Below are 23,953 nucleotides of genomic sequence, written 5' to 3'. Positions count from 1 at the left end.
GCAGCGTTTAAACGTAAATAAACATTATGAGTACAATAATCTTGGGAATAGAATCTTCTTGTGATGACACTTCTGCAGCTGTCATCAAAGATGGTTATCTGCTTTCGAATGTGGTGGCCAGCCAAGCTGTGCATGAAGCATACGGCGGGGTAGTGCCTGAACTGGCTTCCCGCGCGCACCAACAAAATATAGTTCCGGTAGTGCATGAGGCATTGAAACGCGCCGGAGTAACCAAAGAGGAATTGAGTGCTGTGGCCTTTACGCGTGGACCGGGATTGATGGGGTCGTTGTTGGTGGGGGTATCTTTCGCCAAAGGGTTTGCCCGTTCATTAGGTATTCCTATGATTGATGTTAATCATTTGACTGGTCATGTGTTAGCTCATTTCATTAAAGCAGAAGGTGAAGATAATGTGCAGCCGGAATTTCCTTTCCTCTGCTTGCTGGTTTCCGGTGGAAACTCACAGATTATCTTGGTGAAAGCCTATAACGATATGGAAATTTTGGGGCAGACCATTGATGATGCCGCCGGTGAAGCCATTGACAAATGCTCGAAGGTAATGGGATTGGGATATCCGGGTGGTCCGATTATTGACAAACTGGCTCGGCAAGGTAATCCTAAAGCCTTCTCGTTCAGCAAACCGCATATTCCAGGGTTGGATTATAGTTTCAGCGGACTTAAGACCTCGTTTCTTTACTCTCTGCGCGACTGGATGAAGGACGACCCCGATTTCATCGAACATCACAAGACGGATTTGGCGGCATCGCTGGAAGCTACCGTAGTAGATATCTTGATGGATAAGTTGCGCAAAGCCGCCAAGCAATATAAAATAAAGGAAGTGGCTGTTGCCGGAGGTGTTTCTGCCAATAACGGATTGCGTAATGCTTTCCGTGAGCATGCCGGGAAGTATGGTTGGAAAATATTTATTCCGAAGTTCAGCTACACAACGGATAACGCTGCCATGATTGCCATTACCGGATACTTCAAGTATATGGATAAGGATTTTTGTCCGATGGAAGCACCTGCTTATTCGCGTGTGACTTTAGGATAATATATATAATAAGGTATGAAGCTGGAAGAAAAGGTAGGAGAGTTGCTGAAAGCAAAGAAATTGTCCCTTTCCACCGCAGAAAGTTGTACGGGCGGAGGAATTTCCGCTTTGATAACTTCCGTTCCTGGCAGTTCGGAATACTTTAATGGTGGTATAGTGGCGTATTCCAATGAAATAAAGATGTCTTTGCTGCATGTATCTGCCGAAACATTGGAAAAACATGGAGCGGTAAGTCGTGAAACTGTTACAGAAATGGTGAAAGGTGCGATGAAAACGCTGAAAACAGATTGTGCAGTGGCTACTTCCGGTATTGCAGGTCCTGGAGGTGGGACTCCGGAAAAACCGGTGGGTACGGTGTGGATAGCCGCTGCCTATAAAAATGAAATCGTTACCATGAAGCAGGAGGGAGACGAGGGAAGAAAGGGAAATGTGGAAAAAGCAATTCAAAATGCCCTTTTGTTGCTTTGTGAGAAGCTGAAATGAGGAAAAAATGCTATCATACAGTGAATTATTTTAAGAAAAACTTGTTTGGTAACGATAAAAGTGCTTACTTTGCGCTCTGTTTGAAATAGGCAAAAAAGAAAACTATAAAATTAAGATAGAAATGTCAAAGATTTGTCAAATTACCGGAAAGAAGGCCATGATTGGCAACAATGTTTCACACTCAAAGAGAAGAACAAAGAGAACCTTTGATTTGAACTTGTTTAACAAGAAGTTCTACTATGTAGAGCAGGATTGCTGGATCAGCCTTAGCATTTGCGCTAATGGTTTGCGCATTATTAATAAGAAAGGACTGGACGCTGCTTTGAAAGATGCGGTAGCTAAAGGTTATTGTGATTGGAAAAGCATTAAAGTTATTGGCTAAAGTAGAGGAGAATACTGATTATGGCAAAGAAAGCAAAAGGTAACAGAGTACAGGTGATTCTGGAATGCACAGAACACAAGGATAGCGGTATGCCGGGTACTTCTCGTTATATTACGACGAAGAACAGAAAGAATACCACAGAGAGATTGGAGTTGAAGAAATACAATCCGATTCTGAAGAGAGTGACAGTACATAAAGAAATTAAATAATAAATCTATAACTTATGGCAAAGAAAGCGGTAGCAACCTTGCACGAAGGAAGCAAAGAAGGACGTTCTTATACAAAGGTTATCAAAATGGTGAAGTCTCCTAAGACTGGTGCTTACATCTTTGATGAACAGATGGTCCGTAATGAAGATGTTCAGAACTTCTTTAAGAAATAAGATAAATACAGTGGCTGTAAAGCGCTGATGACTTATAAAGATCCCCCTTGTCGGTATTTCCGGTAAGGGGATTTCTTTTTAAAAAGAGGACGAAGTTTTTAATATTCGTCAGTTTTGTTATATCTTTGCTGAAAATGCGAAGATAGGCTGCACCTCGGCATAAAAAATGAACGGGTTCATTTTATTCTGCATCCGGTTTGCACTATCTTTGCAGGGAATGCGAAAATAGGTTGCATAAAAATAATTAGTGTATGGGATTTTTTAGTTTTTTCTCCAAGGAAAAAAAGGAAACATTAGATAAAGGATTATCTAAGACCAAAGAAAGTGTGTTTGGCAAGATTGCGCGTGCCGTGGCAGGAAAGTCAAAAGTTGATGATGAAGTATTGGATAATCTGGAAGAGGTGTTGATAACTTCGGATGTGGGCGTGGAAACGACACTGAAAATTATTGAACGTATCGAAAAGCGTGCTGCAGCCGACAAATATATGAATGCCACTGAGCTGAATCATATTTTACGTGATGAAATCGCAGCGTTGCTTACAGAGAATAATTCGGAGGATGTGGATGACTTTGAAGCACCGATTGCGAAGAAACCATACGTCATTATGGTAGTGGGCGTCAATGGTGTAGGGAAGACTACTACGATTGGCAAACTGGCTTATCAATTCAAGAAAGCCGGAAAGTCTGTTTATCTGGGTGCTGCCGATACTTTCCGTGCTGCTGCTGTGGAGCAGTTGGTGATATGGGGTGAACGGGTAGGTGTACCTGTTGTAAAGCAGAAAATGGGTGCTGACCCGGCTTCTGTCGCTTTTGACACACTGAGTTCCGCAACTGCCAATAATGCCGATGTGGTAATTATAGATACAGCAGGACGCCTTCATAATAAAGTCGGTTTGATGAATGAACTGACGAAAATCAAGAATGTGATGAAGAAGGTTGTTCCTGATGCTCCGAATGAGGTGTTGCTTGTGTTGGATGGCTCAACCGGACAGAATGCATTCGAACAAGCCAAGCAGTTCACTCTGGCAACGGAGGTTACGGCAATGGCTGTTACAAAGTTGGACGGAACAGCCAAGGGTGGCGTAGTCATCGGCATTTCAGACCAGTTTAAAATTCCGGTTAAATATATTGGATTGGGTGAAGGAATGGAAGATTTGCAGGTGTTCCGTAAAAAGGAATTTGTTGATTCACTGTTCGGGGAGAATGCATGAAACGGAAGACTATAGATATCATCACTTTAGGATGTTCTAAAAACCTGGTGGATTCGGAACATTTGATGCGTCAGTTGGAGGAAGTGGGATTCCATGTGACACATGATGCGGAAAGACCGAAGGGACAGATTGCCGTAATCAATACTTGCGGTTTCATCGGTGACGCCAAGGAGGAATCCATTAATATGATTCTGGAATTTGCGCAGGCCAAGGAGGAAGGAAACTTGGAGAAGCTTTATGTAATGGGTTGCCTTTCGGAACGTTATCTGAAGGAATTGGCCGTTGAAATTCCCCAGGTGGATAAATTCTATGGTAAATTCAATTGGAGAGAGTTGTTGCAGGATTTGGGAAAGGCCTATCATGACGAGCTGCACATAGAGCGCACATTGACCACTCCCAAGCATTATGCCTATTTGAAGATATCCGAAGGGTGTGACCGTAAATGTTCTTATTGCGCTATTCCCATCATTACGGGACGGCATGTGTCGCGCCCGATGGAGGAGATACTTGACGAGGTGAAGTATTTGGTTGCACGGGGTGTAAAGGAATTCCAGGTTATAGCCCAGGAGTTGACCTATTACGGAGTAGATTTATATAAGAAGCAAATGTTGCCCGAGCTTGTTGAGCGGATTTCGGATATTCCCGGAGTGGAGTGGATACGCTTGCATTATGCCTATCCGGCACATTTTCCGGCTGATTTATTCCGTGTGATGCGCGAGCGTGACAATGTATGCAAATATATGGATATTGCCCTGCAACATATCAGTGACAATATGCTGCAAAAGATGCGTCGCCATGTGACGAAGGATGAGACGTATAAGCTGATAGAACAATTCCGTGAGGAGGTTCCCGGTATTCATCTCCGTACTACACTGATGGTGGGGCATCCAGGAGAAACTGAAGCCGATTTTGAGGAGCTGAAAGAGTTTGTCCGTAAAGTGCGTTTCGATAGAATGGGGGCTTTTGCGTATTCGGAAGAAGAAGGGACGTATGCCGCTGCTGAATATGAGGATTCTATTCCCCAGGAAGTGAAACAAGCGCGCTTGGATGAGTTAATGTCTATTCAACAAGGCATTTCAGGGGAGTTGAGTGCGGAGAAAGTAGGCAGGCAGATGAAAGTAATCATTGACCGGCTGGAAGGCGAATATTATATTGGACGTACAGAATTTGATTCTCCCGAAGTGGATCCTGAGGTTTTGATTGAGCGTGGAGACAGGGCGTTGCATATAGGTAACTTTTACCACGTAGAGATAGTAAATTCCGATGATTTCGACCTTTTTGGACGAATAATTTAAAGATTTTTCCTTATCTTCTTGCATATGTGAAGAAGATTTGCTAATATAGCACCGTAGTTCAATTTAAAGGCTTACATTTTGAATAACAAAGAGTTTACTTCTGAATTGTCGCGGAGGTTAGGGTACACATTGAAAGATACTTCTGAGCTGGTTGCTTCATTGCTGGCAGATATGACACGGCAGTTGGAGGAGGGGAATATTATCTCTATACAAGGGTTCGGTACATTCGAAGTGAAAAAGAAGGCAGAGCGTATATCTGTGAATCCGACTACAAAGCAACGTATGCTGGTGCCTCCCAAATTGGTGTTGACCTATAAGCCGAGTACATTGTTAAAGGATAAGTTTAAGTAACCGGCTTTTAAAAAATCTCCCGTATTATGAATGAGAAACTGAACATACAAGACCTGATTGACACGCTGGCTGAAAGGCATGGCATGAGCAAGAAGAATGCGGATAGTTTTGTGAAAGAATTCTTCCAGCTGATTGAGGAGTCTTTGGAGAAGGACAAATATGTGAAGATACGAGGTTTGGGGACTTTCAAGCTGATAGATGTCGGGAGTCGTGAAAGCGTTAATGTGAATACGGGGGAAAGGTTTGAGATACAAGGGCATACAAAAGTGTCGTTTACACCGGAATCGGCTTTGAAAGATATTATCAATAGACCATTTTCGCATTTTGAAACTGTAGTTTTGAATGACGCTACGGTGCTTGAGGACACCCTGCAGGAAAATGACAGTGAAGATGATGAAGATACTGAAATCAAAACTCCGGAACAAGAGGTGGAGGAGAAGGTTGCCTTAGTGGAAGAAGCCACGATAGAAGAACCTTTGGTGGAAACTGTAGTCGAAGAGCCGTTAGTTGAGCCCGAACCGGAAGTTGAAGAGGAGAAACCGGAAAAAACTGAACCTGAAGCAATGCCTGAAAATATAGTTGCTGTTGAACCGGAACCGTCTGAGCCAGTGATAAAAGATACGGCAGATTCTTCGACTATGAAATATTTTATAGGCATCGTTGTATTTGTAGTGTTGTTGTGTGGTGGTGCCGTAGCTTTCATGTATTATCCGGACTTGCTTGACAAACTTACTGCAAAGCCTCTTGTAGAAGAGGTTGCAGACTCGGATGTGAAGGAATCTGTTACTGAAAAGGTGGATGTCCCTGCCGGTCAAGACAATATTGCCTTGACAGACAGCATTGTTTCAAAAGATGTTGTAGTTCCTGCCCGGACAGATATTGTGGCAGAAATTGTTGCTACAACAACTCCTGCGCTTACAACAACTCCAAAGGAAAATGTACAGGCACAGTCTCCCGCTCCTAAAAAAGAGCAGAAAAAGACAGTTGCACCGTTTGAGCCGGATTCTGTGGGGTATACGATTGTGGGAACAGAAACCACTTATACCATCAAGGAAGGGGAAACGCTGACTAGGGTAGCGCTTCGTTTTTATGGGACAAAAGCTCTTTGGCCTTATATCGTGAAGCATAATCCCGGCGTAATCAAGAATCCGGATAATGTACCTTATGGTACCACTATCAAGATACCGAAATTAGCCAAGAAGCAGTAAAAAATTACTGCTTCTTTTTTGTTAAATACTAAACTCTATGAAAGTAGTTTAATCTAAAAGGTTTCGCATAGTTTTTTAATAAAAATTAGTTGGTATGGTTAATTTATTCCCGTACTTTTGGGAGCGAAAAAAATAATTGCCGGTTCAAAACCGGATAAATGAAGAAATTAAACATTAAAAAATAGATTGATTTATGGCTGAAACAATTGACATCCGCGAACTGAATGAGCGGATTGAAAGACAAAGTGCTTTCGTTACCAATCTTACCACAGGTATGGACCAGGTCATTGTAGGACAAAAGCATCTGGTAGAGTCGTTGTTAATTGGTTTGTTGTCCGATGGACATGTGTTGTTGGAAGGTGTGCCCGGTTTGGCAAAGACTTTAGCTATCAAGACGCTTGCTTCGTTGATTGATGCGCAATACAGCCGCATTCAGTTTACGCCTGACTTGTTGCCTGCCGACGTAATAGGTACAATGGTTTACAGCCAGAAGGATGAAACGTTCCAAGTAAAAAAAGGTCCGGTCTTCGCAAACTTTGTTTTGGCTGATGAAATCAACCGTGCTCCGGCCAAAGTACAGAGTGCTTTGCTGGAAGCCATGCAGGAACGTCAAGTTACTATCGGCAATGAAACTTTCGGGTTGCCCAAACCATTCCTGGTGCTTGCCACACAGAATCCTATCGAGCAGGAAGGTACTTATCCGCTGCCCGAAGCGCAAGTGGACCGTTTCATGCTGAAAGTCGTAATAGACTATCCGAAGCTGGAAGAGGAGAAACTGATTATCCGTCAGAATATCAATGGTGATAAATTTGAAGTGAAGCCCATTTTGAAGGCAGACGAAATTATTGAAGCTCGTAAAGTGGTTCGCCAGGTGTATCTGGATGAGAAAATAGAAAAATATATTGTTGATATTGTATTTGCTACCCGTTATCCGGAAAAATATGATTTAAAAGAACTGAAAGACATGATTGGTTTCGGCGGTTCGCCCCGTGCTTCCATCAACTTGGCCTTGGCTGCCCGTAGCTACGCGTTCATCAAGCGTCGCGGTTATGTCATTCCGGAGGATGTGCGCGCTGTGGCACACGACGTACTTCGCCACCGTATCGGCTTGACTTACGAGGCGGAAGCCAGCAATATGACATCTGATGAAATCGTCAGCAAGATACTGAACAAGGTTGAAGTGCCCTAACGCATAATAGAGGTTTTCGTAAACTTGAGGTTTACAATCCTATACCTGAGGCTTAGCGTCGTAAACCTTAGGGTTGAGTACCGAAAACCTCACCCCTTTTCATAGGGAAGTTTCTGTTATAAACTAAATTGCGCTTGTGTGCTTAAATGAGATTATTAAAATAAATCAATGGAAACAACAGAACTTTTGAAGAAAGTCCGTCAGATTGAGATAAAGACGCGCGGATTGTCCAACAATATCTTTGCCGGGCAGTATCACTCTGCCTTCAAGGGTAGAGGTATGGCATTCTCCGAGGTGCGCGAGTATCAGTTTGGCGACGACATACGCGACATTGACTGGAATGTGACCGCCCGCTTCAACAAGCCTTACGTCAAGGTGTTTGAGGAGGAGCGCGAATTGACAGTGATGTTGTTGGTAGATGTTTCCGGTAGTTTGGAATTCGGTACGGTAAAGCAGATGAAGAAGGATATGGTGACGGAAATTGCCGCTACACTGGCATTCTCTGCCATTCAGAATAATGACAAGATTGGTGTCATCTTCTTTTCGGACCGGATTGAGAAGTTTATTCCGCCCAAGAAGGGACGTAAGCATATACTTTACATCATCCGCGAACTGATAGATTTTCATGCGGAAAGCCGGAGGACGAACATCCGTTTGGGATTGGAATATCTGACGAATGTGATGAAACGCCGTTGCACGGCATTTGTCTTGTCCGACTTCATCGACCAGGAAAGTTTCAAGAACGCCATGACCATTGCCAATCGTAAGCATGACCTGGTTGCCGTTCAGGTGTACGACCGTCGTGTGGAAGAATTGCCACCCGTGGGACTGATGAAGATTAGGGATGCCGAGACGGGACATGAGCAGTGGATTGACACCTCCTCGCGTGCCGTGCGCCGTGCCCATCATGATTGGTGGGTGAACAAGCAGGCGGAATTGAATGAAACGTTTACCAAGAGTAATGTCGACAATGTGTCGGTACGTACCGACCAGGATTATGTCAAGGCATTGATGAATTTGTTTGCGAAACGAAATTAATCGGAAAATGAAAAGATATTTATTTCTGATAGCGTTATTGATAGCATGGTCGGGAAGGGTAGTAGCCCAGTCGGTAACGGTAGATGCTACGATTGACTCTTTGCAGATTCTTATTGGAGAGCAGGCAAAGATAAAGCTTCAAGTATCTCTGGATGCCGATAAGCGTGCCATATTCCCGGTATATACCGATACGCTGGTGAATGGGGTTGAAATTATTGATGTGGCCAAGCTGGATACGCAACTGCTGAATGATGGCCGGCGTGCATTGATAACTCAAGAGTATACAGTTACCTCTTTCGACTCGGCTCTTTATTATCTGCCGCCTATGGAAGTGACAGTGGATAATGAGAAGTATCGCTCCAAAGCGTTGGCCTTGAAAGTATATTCGGTGAATGTCCCGTTAGACCCGGAGAATCCGGAACAGTTCTTCGGTCCCAAAACAGTGATGCAAGCGCCTTTTGCCTGGGAAGACTGGTATGGTCTTATGGCTTGTGGTGCGCTGATTATCCCGATAGGGATATTACTTGTCTATCTGATAATGCGCTTCTTCGACAATAAGCCTATTATCCGTAAGGTGAAGGTAGAACCTAAGCTGCCTCCCCATCAGTTGGCTATGCAGGAGATAGAACGTATCAAGAATGAGAAGGTATGGCAGAAAGGGGAACCGAAGGAATATTATACGGAATTGACTGATGCTCTTCGTACATATATAAAAGACCGCTTTGGTTTCAATGCTTTGGAAATGACTTCTACGGAAATCATAGATAAGTTGCTGGAAATGAAAGATAAGGAAGCAATATCGGATTTGCGTGAATTGTTCCAGACTGCTGATTTGGTGAAATTTGCCAAGCATAATCCATTGATGAACGAAAATGACGCTAACCTGATTAATGCCATTGACTTTATTAATGAAACCAAGGAGAAAGAAGAGGAGAATGCCAAGCCGCAGCCTACTGAGATTACCATTATCGAGAAACGTTCTTTGCGTACCAAGATTTTGCTGGGAGCGGGTATTGTGGTGTTGGCTGTAGCTCTTGCCTGTTCATTGATATATATCGGATTGGAGTTGTATAATTATTTTGCTTAATGCTGGAAAAGTGACTTCAATCGGATATACATGAGTGAAAAATGAAGGATGTTTGGAGCGAAGCTGAATTGTAAATCGTTAAATCGTACATAAATATGGTTTTTGCCAATATTGAATATTTATTTTTGCTGCTGTTGCTTATACCTTATATAGTATGGTATATTATGAAGCGGAAGAGTAGTGAAGCTACGCTTCAGATTTCGGATGCCCGTGTGTATGCCCATACCCCTAAAAGCTATAAGAACTATTTGTTGCATGTACCGTTTGTATTGCGGATAATTGCCTTGATACTGATTATTCTTGTTTTGGCACGTCCGCAAACCACCGATAGCTGGCAGAACAGTGAGATTGAGGGTATTGATATCATGCTTGCTATGGACGTTTCTACCAGTATGCTGGCCGAAGACCTGAAACCTAATCGGTTGGAAGCGGCGAAGGATGTGGCGGCAGAGTTTATTAACGGACGTCCGAATGACAATATAGGTATAACTTTGTTTGCTGGAGAAAGCTTTACGCAATGTCCGTTGACAGTAGACCATGCCGTATTGTTGAACTTGCTTAAAGATATGAAGTGTGGGCTGATTGAAGACGGAACGGCAATCGGTATGGGTATTGCCAATGCCGTTACCCGTTTGAAGGATAGCAAGGCAAAGTCGAAAGTCATTATTCTGCTGACGGACGGTGTCAATAATAAAGGTGATATTTCTCCTTTGACGGCTGCTGAAATAGCCAAGAGTTTTGGCATTCGCGTTTATACTATTGGGGTGGGAACCAATGGTATGGCTCCTTATCCTTATCCGGTAGGTGGAACAGTGCAATATGTCAATATGCCCGTCGAAATTGATGAAAAGACTTTGACACAGATTGCCGGAACAACGGAAGGTAACTATTTCCGTGCCACCAGCAACTCGAAGTTGAAGGAAGTGTACGAGGAGATAGACAAGCTGGAGAAAACAAAATTGAATGTAAAAGAATACAGCAAGCGCCAGGAAGAGTACCGCTGGTTTGCGTTGGCTGCTTTCTTGTGCGTATTACTGGAGGTACTGTTACGCAACTCTATATTGAAGAAGATACCGTAAAAACGGAGAATGTCTTTTAGTGTATCAGTCATTGCGTAGCCAAATTGTAAATTGTAAATTGTAAATTGCTAAATTGTAAATAAAAAGATGTTTCGATTTGAAGAACCTGCATATTTATACTTGTTGCTGCTGCTGCCTTTATTGGCGGCCTTCTACTTATACTCCAATTATCGGAGGAGGAAAGCCATTCGTAAATTTGGTGACCCTATACTGATGGCACAGCTAATGCCGGATGTTTCCAAATACCGTCCGGATGTGAAGTTTTGGTTGGTTTTTGCGGCTATTGGGTTGTTCACGGTACTGCTGGCACGTCCGCAGTTTGGTTCCAAACTGGAGACGGTAAAACGCCAGGGAGTGGAAGTGATGATTGCGTTGGATATATCCAATTCCATGCTGGCACAAGACGTACAGCCAAGCCGCTTGCAGAAGGCAAAACGGCTGGTGGCGCAGTTGGTAGATAAGATGCAGAATGACAAGGTCGGTATGATTGTTTTTGCAGGTGACGCATTTACCCAGTTGCCTATTACGAGTGATTATATTTCTGCCAAGATGTTTTTGGAGTCCATCGACCCTTCGCTGATTTCCAAGCAAGGTACGGCAATTGGAGCTGCAATAAATCTGGCTGCCCGGAGTTTTACACCTCAAGAAGGGGTGGGACGTACTGTTATTGTCATCACCGACGGTGAAAACCATGAAGGTGGTGCCGTAGAAGCTGCTAAGGCTGCTGCAGAGAAAGGTATCCAGGTCAATGTATTAGGGGTAGGTATGCCTGAGGGTGCCCCCATTCCAATAGAGGGTACTAATGATTATCGTCGTGATCGTGAAGGTAATGTAATCGTTACTCGCTTGAATGAGCAGATGTGTCAGGAAATTGCTCAGGCAGGAAATGGTATTTATGTGCGCGTAGACAATACCAATGGTGCACAGAAAGCGATTAGTCAGGAAATCAACAAGATGGCAAAGGCAGATGTGGAAACACAGGTGTACACGGAATTCAATGAACAGTTTCAGGCAGTGGCATGGATTATTCTGCTGTTGTTACTGACTGAGATGTTGATATTGGAGCGCAAGAATCCTCTGTTCCGCAACATTCATTTATTCTCTAATAAGAAATGATGCGTATGTTACAGAAAAAATATATTGGAATAGTTTTGCTGCTGTTAGTGGCAGCTTCAGCTTCTGCACAGAAGGCGGAACGCGATTATATCCGTAAGGGAAACCGTTTTTTTAAGGATAGCGTATATGTGGATGCAGAAGTGAACTATCGGAAGGCTTTGGAGGTAAACCCGAAGTCAACGGTTTCCATGTTCAACCTGGGAAATACATTGACCCAGCAGAACAAGCTGCAGGAAGCGATGGAGCAATATGTGGGAGCTACCAAGATAGAAAAGGACAAATCGAACTTAGCACAGATTTATCATAATATGGGAGTCATCTTTCATTCTCAGAAGGATTATGCAAAGGCGGTAGAAGCCTATAAGGAGTCGTTACGCAATAATCCGAAAGATGATGAAACGCGCTATAACCTTGCTTTGGCACAGAAACAATTGCAAGACCAGCAGCAGAACCAGGATCAGAATCAAGATCAGGATAAACAGGACCAACAGAAGGAGCAGGATAAACAGCAGGATCAGCAGAAAGACCAGCAACAGAATCAAGACCAGCAACAACAACCTTCTCAGCCGGAAAAGAAAGATAATGAGATGTCTAAGGAAAATGCCGAGCAGCTGTTAAACTCTGTCATGCAAGACGAGAAGGATGTGCAGGATAAAGTGAAAAAGCAGCAGGTACTTCAAGGAGGTCGTCTGGAAAAAGATTGGTAACAAACATAATAGGAATAATATATGAGAAAAATAGTTTTCTTATGGATAGCACTGATTGCAGTCAGTATGAATGCCTTTGCCGATGGCAAGGTATCGTTTACTGCGTCCGCTCCTGACGCTGTGGCGGTAGGAGACCAGTTCAGACTGTCGTATACGGTGACTACACAAAAGGTAAGGGACTTTCGTGCTCCTTCTATGAAGGGATTTGATGTGTTGATGGGGCCCAGCCGCTCGCAACAGAGTAGCGTGCAGATGATTAATGGGCAGACGACTTCAACCAGCAGTATTACATTCACTTATATTTTAATGGCGACTGCAGAAGGTGATTTTACTATTCCAGGAGCCACTATCACTGCTGATGGTAACCAAATGGTTTCGAATTCTGTACAAGTAAGGGTTCTTCCGGCAGATCAGGCTGCTAATGGAGCTTCTGGAAATGGTGGCAAACAGAGTGAGGGCACTGCCAGCCGCGCTTCTTCCGGGACATCTGTATCGAATAGTGATTTGTTTATTACAGCTACTGCCAGTAAGATGACGGTGTATGAACAAGAGGCTTTTCTGCTGACATACAAGATATATACCTTGGTGGACTTACGTATGTTTGATAATGTGAAATTGCCTGACTTCAAAGGATTCCATTCTCAGGAAGTAGAATTGCCTAATGACAGAAGATGGGGATTGGAGCATTATAAAGGTAGAAATTATCAGTCTACAATCTATCGTCAGTTTGTGTTGTTCCCGCAACAAGCCGGTAAACTGACAATTGATGCAGCACGTTTTGACGCTTCTATAGCCAAGGCTACACAAGTATCCGATCCGTTCGAGGCGTTTTTCAATGGAGGAAGCAATTACGTAGAGGTGAAAAAGACTATTTTGACTCCGCAACTGACAATTGACGTAAAGCCCTTGCCGGCAGGTAAGCCAGCCGATTTTTCGGGAGGAGTGGGAGAGTTCAATATAACTTCTTCTATCAATAGTACAAATGTCAAGACCAATGATGCTGTTACTGTCAAACTTGTCATTTCTGGTACTGGTAATCTGAAATTGCTTTCTAATCCGGAAGTTAAATTCCCCGAGGATTTTGAAGTATATGATCCGAAGGTGGACAATAAATTTCGTCTGACAAATTCGGGCCTCTCCGGTAGTAAGGTCATTGAGTATCTGGCAATTCCTCGTAATGCGGGAACTTATAAGATTCCTGCCGTAAAGTTCAGTTATTTTGATATTAATTCCCGTTCGTATAAAACGTTGACTACGGAAGAGTATGAATTGCATGTGGAAAAGGGAGCAGGCAATGCTGCTCAGACTATTGCAAACTTTACAAGCAAGGAAGAACTGAAAGTATTGAACGAGGATATTCGTTTTATCAAGCAGAATAACGTAACTCTGTCTCCCAAAGGTGATTTCTTCTTCGGTTCGTTGACGTATTGGTTACTTTATTTGATACCGGGTATTGCATTCATTACATTCTTTATCATCTATCGTAAGCAAATAGCAGCCAATGCAAATGTAGCAAAGATGCGTACCAAGAAAGCCAATAAAGTGGCGGTGAAACGTATGAAGCAAGCTGGTAAATTATTGGCTGAGAATAAGAAAGATGCGTTTTATGATGAGGTTTTGAAGGCTCTTTGGGGGTATATCAGTGATAAACTGAACATTCCGGTATCCCGTTTGTCTAAGGATAATATCGAAGAGGAACTTCGTAATTATGGTGTGAATGATGCGTTGATAAAGGAATTCCTCGATGCATTGAATAACTGTGAGTTTGCCCGCTTTGCTCCGGGTGATGATAACCAGGCTATGGATAAGGTATATTCAGCTTCTTTGGAAGTTATCAGTAAAATGGAAAACTCGATAAAACATTAATCAGGAGGAAATGGTAATGAATAAAATATTGTTTTTTACTCTTAGTCTAGTGATGGCAATTACTGCCTATGGGCAGAATTCTGCATCTGTAGATACATTACAGACTGCTAGTGACTCTACATCCGTCGGTTCACATGCGGAATTCTCTGCTGCAAGGCAAGAAAGCAATGTGACAAAGGTTGAAGGTGACAGCGCTTATATACGGAATGATTATGCTTCTGCCATTCAAATATATGAGAATCTGTTAAAGAAGGGAGAGGCTGCAGAGGTCTATTATAATCTTGGCAACAGTTATTATAAGGCAGATGATATAGCAAGAGCTATATTGAATTATGAGCGTGCCTTGTTGTTGGAACCTGGTAATGCTGATATTCGTGCAAATTTGGAGATAGCACGTTCTAAGACAATCGATAAGGTAATCCCAGTTCCTGAGGTTTTCTTTGTATCTTGGACTAAATCGTTGATTAATTGTCTTAGCGTAGACGCATGGGCTAAGTTGGGGATTGTGTTCTTTGTACTATTACTCGTTTCGTTCTATCTCTTTTTCTTTTCAAAACAGATTATGGGAAAGAAAGTGGGATTTATTGCAGGAATAGTATTCCTGGCTCTTGTTATATTGAGTAATGTGTTTGCTGCTCAGCAAAAAGGCGAACTGATGGAACGTAACGAAGCTATAGTGTTGGCACCTAGTGTCACAGTGCGTAGTACTCCCAGTGAAAGTGGTACAAGTCTGTTCATTCTTCATGAGGGACGTAAAGTTGAGATAAAAGACAACTCTATGCGTGAATGGAAAGAAATTCGTTTGGAAGATGGTAAAGTAGGGTGGATTCCAGCTTCTGCCATAGAAGGTATTTAAATTTTCCCTGTATTCTAAAAACAGCTCGTATAAACCCGATAATTCTGCTTTATACGAGCTGTTTCTGTCTATTTTTAGGAGCTTTTTCTCTGTACTTATAATTCTGCATACTTGAAAATGATTATTTTTTGGAGAGGCAATATTCTTTTTGAAAAAAGATAAAGAAATAGTTTGTTTTATCCTTTTTTTTCCTTAAGTTTATAGCGTGATAATAAAAAGTACAGAGTATTAACCATTAAATTTATGAATATGAGAACAATAACATTTAATGAATTACGTAAGATTAAAGACTCATTGCCTAGTGGTAGTATGCATAGAATAGCCGATGAACTTGGACTGAATGTTGACACTGTAAGAAATTTTTTCGGTGGACACAATTTTAAGGAGGGGAAAAGTGTTGGGATTCACTTGGAACCTGGACCAGATGGTGGATTGGTTATGATTGATGATACTACTGTTTTAGAGCGAGCTTTAAAAATTTTAGATGAAATGGCAGGTAAGACTGAAGAAGCTGTTCGAGCTTAAGAAGAGAAAGTTAGATAGAATCCCAATTGCTGACAACAATTGGGATTTCTTGTTTGTTTTAATCTCAAAATCAATGATATATGGAAGATAAATTAGTTACTTTGGCAATCTTAACGTACGCGAAAGCTCAAATATTGAAAAATGTTCTTGAAAATGAAGGTATTGAGACTTATATTCACAATGTAAACCAGATACAACCGGTTGTTTCTTCTGGCGTACGTGTACGTATTAAGGAGAGTGACTTACCTCATGCTCTGAAAATTACTGAAAGCTCTGCGTGGTTATCTGAAGAGGTAGTGGGGGGGAAGTCACCTAAACTGGAGAAGGTTAGTAATAAAGTGCTGATTCCAGTGGATTTTTCCAATTACTCTTTGAAGGCTTGCGAGTTCGGTTTCAATTTCGCTCAGAATATAGGTGCAGAAGTTGTTTTACTACATGTTTATTTTACTCCTATATATGCAACTTCTTTGCCATACGGAGACGTATTTAACTATCAGCTAAGTGATGAGGAGAATGTAAGGAGTATCTTACAAAAAGTTCATGCTGATTTGAATGCATTATCTGATAAAGTAAAAGAGAAGGTAGCTTCCGGCGAGTTTCCAGATATTAAATATACTTGTGTCTTGCGTGAAGGTATTCCTGAAGAAGAGGTACTCCGCTATACCAAGGAATATCGGCCACGCATTATCATAATGGGAACTCGTGGTAAAAGTCAGAAGGATATTGATTTGATCGGCAGTGTAACGGCTGAAGTGATTGAACGTAGCCGTGTACCGGTATTGGCCATTCCTGAAAATACTCCATTCAAGCAATTTTCTGAAGCTAAGCGTATTGCATTCATTACTAATTTTGACCAGCGTGATTTAATAGCTTTTGATTCGCTAATAAATAATCTGAAATCATTTAAGTTTTCAGTGTCTCTGATACATCTTTCAGATGTTCAAAATACATGGAATGAAATAAAACTGGCTGGTATTAAGGAATATTTTCAAAAACAATATCCACAATTGGAAATACACTATGATGTGGTAAAGAACGATAATTTGCTTAGTAGTTTAGACAGTTATATCAAGAGTAATCATATTGATATTATAACATTAACTTCTTATAAAAGAAATATATTTTCGCGCTTATTTAACCCTGGCATTGCCAGAAAGATGATTTTCCATTCTGATACACCATTGTTGGTAATTTATGGAAGACCGAATTAGGTGTTGAATATGGATAATATGGTTTCTGTTCAATATCAGCATTATGTTTAATATAGCGCTGGAATAATTTAATCTAATTTTAATTTCTTCTCTCCCTCACTTAAGAAATAACATTCTTTACTTAATGATATAACAATAATAAAAGCCTAATTAATAATTTAATTAGGCTTTTATTATTATGAAAGTATTACATCAACTTTTCAATTTCTTCGAATTCAGGGCCCATTTGCAAATTATAATACACTCTATACAGACCATTTAACCACAAATCTTTTTGATCAGGTTTCAGTTCTCTTGCCTTTTCATAATAAGGTTTTGCCTTTTCATAGAAAGTCTTCAGAGTAGCCTGGTCTTCTTTATACTTCGGATCATTAATATCTGTAGTTGCTTTTTCTGAGAAATCTTGTGCTTGTAAGCAGTAAATCAAGCCTAAATTAGAGTATGCTTCTGCATAATTAGGATCTACTTCTATAGTTTTTTTATAGAATTCAATAGCTTTATCATAGTCCTTCATATTGTGATAAAGGTAGCCTTTTACATACAAATAGAATGTATTGTTAGGATCTTTAGCCAACATATCATCAGCAAACTGCATAGCTTCGTCATATTTGTTGTTATTGCTATAATAATCAATCAAGTGACCGAAGAAGAATGAATGTTCAGGATATTTCTGGATACCTTCTTTTAAAGAAGCAATCCATTTAACAGTATCACCTTCAGCTTTCAATGCAGTAGAGATAAATTCCATAGCGTATTTCCCAACCTCTTTATCATCTTGTGCATAAGGAGCATACTTCAAAATACTAGGATAATCTTCCATCTTAGCAGCTGCTAAACTTGCATAATATGCTATTTGGGGTAATACAGTATCTGTTTGTAACAGATTTTCCTTTTCAAACATCGGGTTGATAGCAATATCAATGTATGTTGCAAAGAAATCTAATGCTTTTTTATTGTCTTCATTGGCTGCATCGCCTTCTTTCTGTGAGGCCAAATTAAAGAATTGGATACCGCCATTGATCAGATTACCGCGTTCTGCTAAAATTGTAGCAGAATTAGATTTTCTATATTTATTCTTGATTTTGCCCTTTTCATTGGGAATTTGTGCCAATTCGTCACATTTGAAGTAGAATTTACACATGTTCAATGCGCTATTATATACCTGAAGAGTGTCATAAGGTTTTCTCAGATAGGCATTTTCCATTTCTTTCTCACTTCTTTTTCTTTGGATAAGACCTGCTACATCCCACGTTTCGGCATTGTCCTTTGTTTCGGGATTGGTTAAAGCCTGATTTATCAGTTCCTCTGCTTTGGCAAAGTCAGGATTTACTCCGTTAGCAATACTTTTAGCCTCTTTTACGTTCTTTTCTTGGGCGAAAGTAAAGCTTGCGACAAGTAGTAAAACCATTGAAAATAATACTCTTTTCATGATTGTAGAAAATTTAAATTAATATTATGTCTATTCTTCATTTTCATTGTTTACCTCGTTCTGAGGGCTTTCAAGGGTATTTTCTTCCCCCTCCTCTATAAGTTCCTCTTCATTTTCTGAAGTGACTTTACATACAGAGCCGATTTCGTCATTACGTTTCTCAAGGTTGATTAGACGCACACCTTGTGTAGCACGTCCCATGATACGAACATCGGCGACTTTCAGACGGATGGTAATACCGGATTTATTAATAATCATCAAGTCATTTTCATCTGTAACAGACTTGATAGTTACTAATTTACCCGTTTTATCGGTGATATTCATTGTTTTCACACCTTTACCTCCACGATTGGTCTTGCGATAATCTTCAATATCCGAACGTTTGCCATATCCTTGTTCCGATACAACCATAATTGTTTCCGCTTCAGGATCTTTGATGCATATCATACCTACTACTTCGTCTTGACCGTCTTCATCCAATGTCATACCACGTACACCGGTGGCAGTACGTCCCATAACGCGCACAGCACTTTCATGGAAACGAATGGCACGTCCGTTACGGTTGGCAATGATGATTTCATTGTCACCGTTTGTCATACGCACTTCGATTACACGGTCGTCTTCACGGATAGTGATAGCATTTACACCATTTTGGCGAGGACGTGAATACTGCTCAAGCAATGTTTTCTTAATGACACCATTCTTAGTACAGAACAATACATAATGGCTGTTGATAAATTCTTGGTCGTTCAAGTTCTTCACGCGCAAATAGGCGTTTACAGCATCGTCAGAGTCGATATTCAACAAATTCTGGATGGCACGACCTTTCGAATTCTTAGTACCTTCGGGGATTTCGTATACCTTCAGCCAGTAACACTTACCTTTCTGTGTAAAGAACATCATGGTATTATGCATGGTTGCAGGATAAATATGCTCTACAAAGTCTGCATCGCGGGTTTCGGTACCTTTGGAGCCTACCCCACCACGGTTTTGCGCACGGAATTCGCTCAGCGGTGTGCGTTTGATGTATCCCATGTGCGAGATGGTGATAATCATTTCATCATCTGCATAGAAGTCTTCCGGATTGAATTCTTCTGATGAATAGACAATTTCCGAGCGACGTTCGTCACCATACTTCTCTTTTACTTCAATCAGTTCATCTTTAATGACTTTGCGGCAGAGTTCGTCATTGACAAGGATTTCTTCCAAATAAGCAATCTGCTTCTGAATTTCCTCATATTCGGCGTGCAGCTGGTCTTGCATCAATCCTGTGAGCTGACGCAAACGCATTTCAACAATGGCACGTGACTGAATTTCACTGAGTTGGAATCGCTCCATCAAACCTGATATAGCATCATTCGGGGTTTTAGCAGCACGGATAATCTTGATTACTTCGTCGATATTATCAGATGCAATGATTAATCCTTCCAGAATATGTGCACGTTCTTTGGCCTTGCGCAAATCATACTGAGTACGGCGGATGACTACGTCGTGTCTGTGCTCAACGAAGTATTTTATCAAATCCTTCAGATTCAGCAGACGTGGACGGCCATGTACCAATGCAACATTGTTCACACCAAAAGATGTCTGCAGCATTGTCATCTTGTAGAGCTTGTTGAGTACAACGCTGGCATTTGCATCACGTTTTACATCAATAACGATACGCATACCTTCACGGTCGGATTCGTCATTAGCATTGGCAATACCTTCAATTTTCTTTTCGTTGGCCAAATCGGCTATATTCTTAATCAATTCAGCTTTGTTGACACCATAGGGAATTTCTGTCACAACGATTTTATCGTGCGTCGAACCAGTCTCAATTTCGGCTCTAGCACGCATTATGACACGTCCGCGTCCCGTGAGATAGGCTTCGCGAACACCGCTCATACCGTATATATAGCCTCCGGTCGGGAAATCAGGAGCTTTGACATACGTCATCAGCTCTTCTATATCGATGTCATTGTTTTCGATGTATGCAATACAAGCATCAATAACCTCAGATAGATTATGGGTCGGCATATTGGTAGCCATACCTACAGCGATACCAGATGCACCATTTACCAAAAGATTCGGAATACGGGCCGGCATGACGGTAGGCTCTTGCAAAGAGTCATCGAAATTGTTCTGCATGTCAACAGTCTCTTTCTCAAGGTCTGTCATCATGTCTTCACCAATTTTTCGCAAACGACACTCTGTATAACGCATGGCAGCAGCGCTGTCACCGTCTACTGAACCGTAGTTACCTTGTCCATCTACCAACATGTAACGCATTGCCCAAGGCTGAGCCATACGTACAAGAGCTCCGTAAACGGACGAGTCGCCATGAGGGTGATATTTACCTAATACTTCACCTACAACTCTGGCTGATTTTTTATAAGGTTTGTCGGAGGTATTTCCTAATCCCATCATTCCGAAAAGAATTCTTCGGTGAACGGGTTTAAAACCATCTCTAACATCCGGAAGGGCACGTGAAACAATGACCGACATAGAGTAGTCAATGTACGATGACTTCATTTCCTCCTCGATGTTAATCTTTATAATTCTGTCTTGTTCAAGCATTTAAAAAGATTATTAATTATACATTTTCGGGTTCGTGAAAAACCACGCTAAAGTACTGCTTTTTTACGATATACAAAAGTTTTCCTCCATAAACTTTGTTGCCTGCAATATAAATATGGAAGTACTCCCTCCATTCCTCACCAAATTGCTATTAATATATAAGGTATAAAGTGGAAAAACAGATTTGAAATTTATGGCACGGGATTTGTATACTATTAAATCAGTTAAATATGATACGCTGAATTAATAAATGCGTATCTTTGTCGTGGATAACCTTTTTAATTGAGGAGAATTATAAAATATGAACAATCAATTTTCACAAAGAGTTTCAGACATAATTACTTATAGCAAGGAAGAAGCCAATCGATTGAGAAATCGCTATATTGGTCCGGAACACCTTCTGCTCGGCATGCTGCGTGATGGCGGAGGAAAAGCTATTGAAATATTGTTGAAACTTGATATAGATTTAAAACGAGTAAAAAGTCGTCTGGAGGGTTTCCTAAAGGATGCCGAGGACGATACTCTCTTGCCGGACGCTGAAGTGCCCTTGTCCCCGATGACGGCTAAGATATTGAAGATGTGTATGCTTGAAGCGCGTTTGCTGAAAAGTGCAACTGCCGATACGGAACATGTATTGCTGGCTATCTTGAAAGATGGCGACAATCTTGCTGCAACTGTTTTGGAAGAACACCGGGTGGATTATCAGGCTGTATTTGAACAGCTTTCGATGAAATCGACCAATCCGAATGCGGGAATGGGATTCACCGAGGATGATGAAGAGGATGAAGAAGATATGAATATGTCCCGCTCCTCCCGTACTGGGGGAGCTGGTTCGGCTTCGGCTGCACAGGCTGCATCCAGAAAGCCGTCCAATGATACTCCTGTGCTGGACAATTTCGGCGTAGACATGACGCGGGCTGCCGAAGAAGGCAAGCTGGACCCGGTTGTGGGTCGCGAACGCGAGATTGAACGTCTGGCGCAAATCTTGAGCCGCCGTAAGAAGAACAATCCTGTGCTTATCGGTGAACCTGGAGTCGGAAAATCTGCCATCGTAGAGGGTTTGGCATTGCGTATTGTGCAAAAGAAAGTTTCGCGCATTTTGTTTGAAAAGCGCGTGGTGATGCTTGATATGGCCTCTGTGGTGGCGGGAACAAAATACCGTGGTCAGTTTGAGGAACGTATCCGCTCTATCATCAACGAGTTGCAGAAAAATCCGAATGTCATCCTTTTCATCGATGAAATCCATACGATTGTAGGTGCCGGTGCTGCTGCCGGTTCCATGGATGCTGCCAATATGCTGAAACCAGCTTTAGCGCGTGGTGAAATCCAGTGTATTGGAGCTACCACTCTCGATGAATACAGAAAGAATATCGAGAAAGACGGTGCTTTGGAACGTCGTTTCCAAAAGGTGATTGTAGAGCCTACCACAGCTGAAGAAACGCTTCAGATATTGAAGAATATCAAGGAGAAGTATGAAGACCATCATAACGTGAGCTACACGGATGAAGCCCTGGAAGCATGTGTCAAGTTGTCAGCACGCTATATAACCGACCGCAACTTCCCGGATAAAGCTATTGATGCTTTGGACGAGGCGGGTTCGCGTGTGCATTTGACGAATATTAATGTTCCGAAAGAAATTGAGGAACAGGAAAAGCTGATTGAAGAGGCACGTAGCCTGAAGGCTGAAGCTGTAAAGTCACAGAATTTTGAGCTGGCTGCCAGCTACCGCGACCGTGAGAAGGAACTTTCTGTCCGCTTGGAGGAGATGAAGGTTGAGTGGGAAGCCCGTTTGAAGGATGACCGCCAAACGGTAGGTGAAGAGGAAATAGCCAATGTTATTTCAATGATGTCCGGTGTACCCGTACAGCGCATGGCGCAGGCAGAAGGACTTAAACTGGCCGGAATGAAGGAAGAACTACAGGCGAAGGTGATAGCTCAAGATGCTGCGATAGAGAAACTTACCAAAGCAATCTTGCGTAGCCGTGTAGGGTTGAAAGACCCGAACCATCCCATCGGAACCTTTATGTTCCTTGGCCCTACTGGTGTGGGTAAGACGCATTTGGCAAAGCAATTGGCAAAATATATGTTTGGCTCTGCCGATGCCTTGATACGTATCGATATGAGCGAGTATATGGAGAAATACACCGTATCTCGTATGATTGGTGCCGCTCCGGGATATGTGGGCTATGAGGAAGGCGGCCAGTTGACCGAAAAGGTTCGTCGCAAGCCGTATTCCATTGTCTTGTTGGATGAGATTGAGAAAGCCCATCCGGACGTGTTCAACATCTTGCTCCAGGTACTGGATGAAGGCCGTTTGACTGACAATTATGGCAGAACCATCGATTTCAAGAATACGGTTATCATTATGACCTCCAATATCGGTACGCGGCAGTTGAAGGAATTTGGCCGTGGCGTAGGTTTTGCGGCACAAAACCGCACGGATGACAATGAACATTCGCGCAGCGTGATACAAAAGGCTCTGAACAAGACCTTTGCTCCCGAATTCTTGAATCGTTTGGATGAAATCATTACTTTCGACCAGCTCTCTTTGGAGGCCATCACAAAGATTGTGGACATTGAGCTGAAAGGTTTGTACGAACGGGTTGAAGCAATTGGTTACAAGCTGGTTGTGGAGGATGATGCAAAGACATTCCTTGCTTCGAAAGGGTACGATGTACAGTTTGGTGCGCGCCCATTGAAGCGCGCCATTCAGAACCACTTGGAGGATGGACTTTCCGAGCTGATAGTGGCGGAGGAGTTACAGCCGGGTGATACGGTAAACGTATCAGTAGACAAAGAAAAAGACGAGCTGAGCATCAGGAAGGCATAAGCTGTTCTTTATAAAAACCGTCAAAATGTCAGTCCTTATGGGCTGGCATTTTTTTTGTGCTATATCTGCCGGAATAATTAAAAATATAAATCTAAAAAAT

Annotated in this window: 22 protein-coding genes; 20 read left to right on the top strand and 2 right to left on the bottom strand. The window is 42.0% G+C overall.

The window, feature by feature from the left end:
* Positions 1-26 precede the first annotated feature (26 nt).
* The 19 genes from tsaD to DW096_RS02765 all read left to right on the top strand — a co-directional run bounded on the left by tsaD (position 27) and on the right by DW096_RS02765 (position 17,035).
* Positions 27-1,049: a tRNA (adenosine(37)-N6)-threonylcarbamoyltransferase complex transferase subunit TsaD gene (tsaD, locus tag DW096_RS02855; protein WP_005827731.1), complete on the top strand. Its 1,023-nt coding sequence runs from the start codon at positions 27-29 to the stop codon at positions 1,047-1,049.
* Positions 1,050-1,064: 15 nt separating this feature from the next.
* Positions 1,065-1,532: a CinA family protein gene (locus tag DW096_RS02850; RefSeq protein WP_117962528.1), complete on the top strand. Its 468-nt coding sequence runs from the start codon at positions 1,065-1,067 to the stop codon at positions 1,530-1,532.
* Between the two features lie 121 nt (positions 1,533-1,653).
* Positions 1,654-1,914 carry a 50S ribosomal protein L28 gene (gene rpmB / locus DW096_RS02845; protein WP_004291052.1) on the top strand — a complete coding sequence of 87 codons (261 nt, stop codon included), beginning with the start codon at positions 1,654-1,656 and terminating at the stop codon, positions 1,912-1,914.
* A 20-nt stretch (positions 1,915-1,934) separates the two neighbouring features.
* Entirely contained in the window at positions 1,935-2,123 is a 189-nt protein-coding gene (rpmG, locus tag DW096_RS02840; protein ID WP_002560155.1) for a 50S ribosomal protein L33, read from the top strand.
* Between the two features lie 14 nt (positions 2,124-2,137).
* On the top strand, positions 2,138-2,296 hold the full coding sequence (locus DW096_RS02835; protein WP_005827735.1) for a DUF4295 domain-containing protein: 159 nt from the start codon (positions 2,138-2,140) through the stop codon (positions 2,294-2,296).
* A 251-nt stretch (positions 2,297-2,547) separates the two neighbouring features.
* Entirely contained in the window at positions 2,548-3,507 is a 960-nt protein-coding gene (gene ftsY / locus DW096_RS02830; protein WP_005827738.1) for a signal recognition particle-docking protein FtsY, read from the top strand.
* Positions 3,504-4,802 (top strand): 30S ribosomal protein S12 methylthiotransferase RimO, encoded by a 1,299-nt coding sequence (rimO, locus tag DW096_RS02825; protein WP_005837204.1) that lies wholly within the window; start codon positions 3,504-3,506, stop codon positions 4,800-4,802. Before ftsY ends, rimO begins: the two co-directional genes overlap by 4 nt.
* Positions 4,803-4,880: 78 nt before the next feature.
* Positions 4,881-5,153, top strand: a complete 273-nt coding sequence (locus DW096_RS02820) for an HU family DNA-binding protein (protein ID WP_005827742.1) — start codon at positions 4,881-4,883, stop codon at positions 5,151-5,153.
* Positions 5,154-5,179: 26 nt separating this feature from the next.
* Positions 5,180-6,361: an HU family DNA-binding protein gene (locus tag DW096_RS02815; protein WP_118931213.1), complete on the top strand. Its 1,182-nt coding sequence runs from the start codon at positions 5,180-5,182 to the stop codon at positions 6,359-6,361.
* Between the two features lie 193 nt (positions 6,362-6,554).
* Entirely contained in the window at positions 6,555-7,550 is a 996-nt protein-coding gene (locus DW096_RS02810) for a MoxR family ATPase (RefSeq protein ID WP_005827745.1), read from the top strand.
* A gap of 168 nt (positions 7,551-7,718) precedes the next feature.
* Positions 7,719-8,588 carry a DUF58 domain-containing protein gene (locus DW096_RS02805; RefSeq protein WP_005827747.1) on the top strand — a complete coding sequence of 290 codons (870 nt, stop codon included), beginning with the start codon at positions 7,719-7,721 and terminating at the stop codon, positions 8,586-8,588.
* Positions 8,589-8,595: 7 nt separating this feature from the next.
* Entirely contained in the window at positions 8,596-9,675 is a 1,080-nt protein-coding gene (locus DW096_RS02800; protein WP_035448568.1) for a hypothetical protein, read from the top strand.
* 95 nt (positions 9,676-9,770) lie between these two features.
* Positions 9,771-10,754 carry a VWA domain-containing protein gene (locus DW096_RS02795; protein ID WP_117681144.1) on the top strand — a complete coding sequence of 328 codons (984 nt, stop codon included), beginning with the start codon at positions 9,771-9,773 and terminating at the stop codon, positions 10,752-10,754.
* An 87-nt stretch (positions 10,755-10,841) separates the two neighbouring features.
* Positions 10,842-11,870 (top strand): VWA domain-containing protein, encoded by a 1,029-nt coding sequence (locus DW096_RS02790; RefSeq protein WP_022402392.1) that lies wholly within the window; start codon positions 10,842-10,844, stop codon positions 11,868-11,870.
* The gene (locus DW096_RS02785; protein WP_044468212.1) at positions 11,867-12,577 is read left to right on the top strand and encodes a tetratricopeptide repeat protein; all 711 of its coding nucleotides are present in this window, start codon (positions 11,867-11,869) and stop codon (positions 12,575-12,577) included. The genes DW096_RS02790 and DW096_RS02785 overlap by 4 nt, the downstream gene beginning before the upstream one ends.
* A gap of 21 nt (positions 12,578-12,598) precedes the next feature.
* The gene (locus tag DW096_RS02780; RefSeq protein ID WP_118931212.1) at positions 12,599-14,443 is read left to right on the top strand and encodes a BatD family protein; all 1,845 of its coding nucleotides are present in this window, start codon (positions 12,599-12,601) and stop codon (positions 14,441-14,443) included.
* Between the two features lie 10 nt (positions 14,444-14,453).
* Entirely contained in the window at positions 14,454-15,299 is an 846-nt protein-coding gene (locus DW096_RS02775; RefSeq protein ID WP_120028665.1) for a tetratricopeptide repeat protein, read from the top strand.
* 249 nt (positions 15,300-15,548) lie between these two features.
* Entirely contained in the window at positions 15,549-15,824 is a 276-nt protein-coding gene (locus DW096_RS02770; protein ID WP_085929906.1) for a DNA-binding protein, read from the top strand.
* A gap of 80 nt (positions 15,825-15,904) precedes the next feature.
* Complete coding sequence (locus DW096_RS02765) at positions 15,905-17,035, top strand: universal stress protein (RefSeq protein WP_035448565.1); 1,131 nt, start codon at positions 15,905-15,907, stop codon at positions 17,033-17,035.
* 187 nt (positions 17,036-17,222) lie between these two features.
* Here DW096_RS02765 and DW096_RS02760 read toward each other — a convergent pair whose 3' ends face one another.
* Positions 17,223-18,464 carry a M48 family metallopeptidase gene (locus DW096_RS02760; RefSeq protein ID WP_005837195.1) on the bottom strand — a complete coding sequence of 414 codons (1,242 nt, stop codon included), beginning with the start codon at positions 18,462-18,464 and terminating at the stop codon, positions 17,223-17,225.
* Positions 18,465-18,494: 30 nt separating this feature from the next.
* Positions 18,495-21,023 (bottom strand): DNA gyrase subunit A, encoded by a 2,529-nt coding sequence (gyrA, locus tag DW096_RS02755; RefSeq protein ID WP_016273790.1) that lies wholly within the window; start codon positions 21,021-21,023, stop codon positions 18,495-18,497.
* 301 nt (positions 21,024-21,324) lie between these two features.
* Between gyrA and DW096_RS02750 the strand changes: the two genes are divergently transcribed.
* Positions 21,325-23,853 (top strand): ATP-dependent Clp protease ATP-binding subunit, encoded by a 2,529-nt coding sequence (locus DW096_RS02750; protein ID WP_005837192.1) that lies wholly within the window; start codon positions 21,325-21,327, stop codon positions 23,851-23,853.
* Positions 23,854-23,953: the final 100 nt, after the last annotated feature.

The sequence above is a fragment of the Bacteroides sp. AM07-18 genome (assembly GCF_003602695.1).
In the GTDB taxonomy this organism is placed as follows: domain Bacteria; phylum Bacteroidota; class Bacteroidia; order Bacteroidales; family Bacteroidaceae; genus Bacteroides; species Bacteroides uniformis.
This window is presented reverse-complemented; position numbering and strand designations above follow the sequence as displayed.

Bases quoted from the DNA above. Each gene is read 5' to 3' on its own strand.
- DW096_RS02835 (WP_005827735.1), top strand. From the start codon at position 2,138: ATGGCAAAGAAAGCGGTAGCAACCTTGCACGAAGGAAGCAAAGAAGGA.
- rimO (WP_005837204.1), top strand. From the start codon at position 3,504: ATGAAACGGAAGACTATAGATATCATCACTTTAGGATGTTCTAAAAAC.
- DW096_RS02750 (WP_005837192.1), top strand. From the start codon at position 21,325: ATGAACAATCAATTTTCACAAAGAGTTTCAGACATAATTACTTATAGC.
- DW096_RS02800 (WP_035448568.1), top strand. From the start codon at position 8,596: ATGAAAAGATATTTATTTCTGATAGCGTTATTGATAGCATGGTCGGGA.
- DW096_RS02765 (WP_035448565.1), top strand. From the start codon at position 15,905: ATGGAAGATAAATTAGTTACTTTGGCAATCTTAACGTACGCGAAAGCT.
- tsaD (WP_005827731.1), top strand. From the start codon at position 27: ATGAGTACAATAATCTTGGGAATAGAATCTTCTTGTGATGACACTTCT.
- DW096_RS02815 (WP_118931213.1), top strand. From the start codon at position 5,180: ATGAATGAGAAACTGAACATACAAGACCTGATTGACACGCTGGCTGAA.
- DW096_RS02790 (WP_022402392.1), top strand. From the start codon at position 10,842: ATGTTTCGATTTGAAGAACCTGCATATTTATACTTGTTGCTGCTGCTG.
- ftsY (WP_005827738.1), top strand. From the start codon at position 2,548: ATGGGATTTTTTAGTTTTTTCTCCAAGGAAAAAAAGGAAACATTAGAT.
- DW096_RS02760 (WP_005837195.1), bottom strand. From the start codon at position 18,464: ATGAAAAGAGTATTATTTTCAATGGTTTTACTACTTGTCGCAAGCTTT.
- rpmB (WP_004291052.1), top strand. From the start codon at position 1,654: ATGTCAAAGATTTGTCAAATTACCGGAAAGAAGGCCATGATTGGCAAC.
- DW096_RS02785 (WP_044468212.1), top strand. From the start codon at position 11,867: ATGATGCGTATGTTACAGAAAAAATATATTGGAATAGTTTTGCTGCTG.
- DW096_RS02780 (WP_118931212.1), top strand. From the start codon at position 12,599: ATGAGAAAAATAGTTTTCTTATGGATAGCACTGATTGCAGTCAGTATG.
- DW096_RS02770 (WP_085929906.1), top strand. From the start codon at position 15,549: ATGAGAACAATAACATTTAATGAATTACGTAAGATTAAAGACTCATTG.
- DW096_RS02850 (WP_117962528.1), top strand. From the start codon at position 1,065: ATGAAGCTGGAAGAAAAGGTAGGAGAGTTGCTGAAAGCAAAGAAATTG.
- rpmG (WP_002560155.1), top strand. From the start codon at position 1,935: ATGGCAAAGAAAGCAAAAGGTAACAGAGTACAGGTGATTCTGGAATGC.
- DW096_RS02810 (WP_005827745.1), top strand. From the start codon at position 6,555: ATGGCTGAAACAATTGACATCCGCGAACTGAATGAGCGGATTGAAAGA.
- DW096_RS02805 (WP_005827747.1), top strand. From the start codon at position 7,719: ATGGAAACAACAGAACTTTTGAAGAAAGTCCGTCAGATTGAGATAAAG.
- DW096_RS02795 (WP_117681144.1), top strand. From the start codon at position 9,771: ATGGTTTTTGCCAATATTGAATATTTATTTTTGCTGCTGTTGCTTATA.
- DW096_RS02775 (WP_120028665.1), top strand. From the start codon at position 14,454: ATGGTAATGAATAAAATATTGTTTTTTACTCTTAGTCTAGTGATGGCA.
- gyrA (WP_016273790.1), bottom strand. From the start codon at position 21,023: ATGCTTGAACAAGACAGAATTATAAAGATTAACATCGAGGAGGAAATG.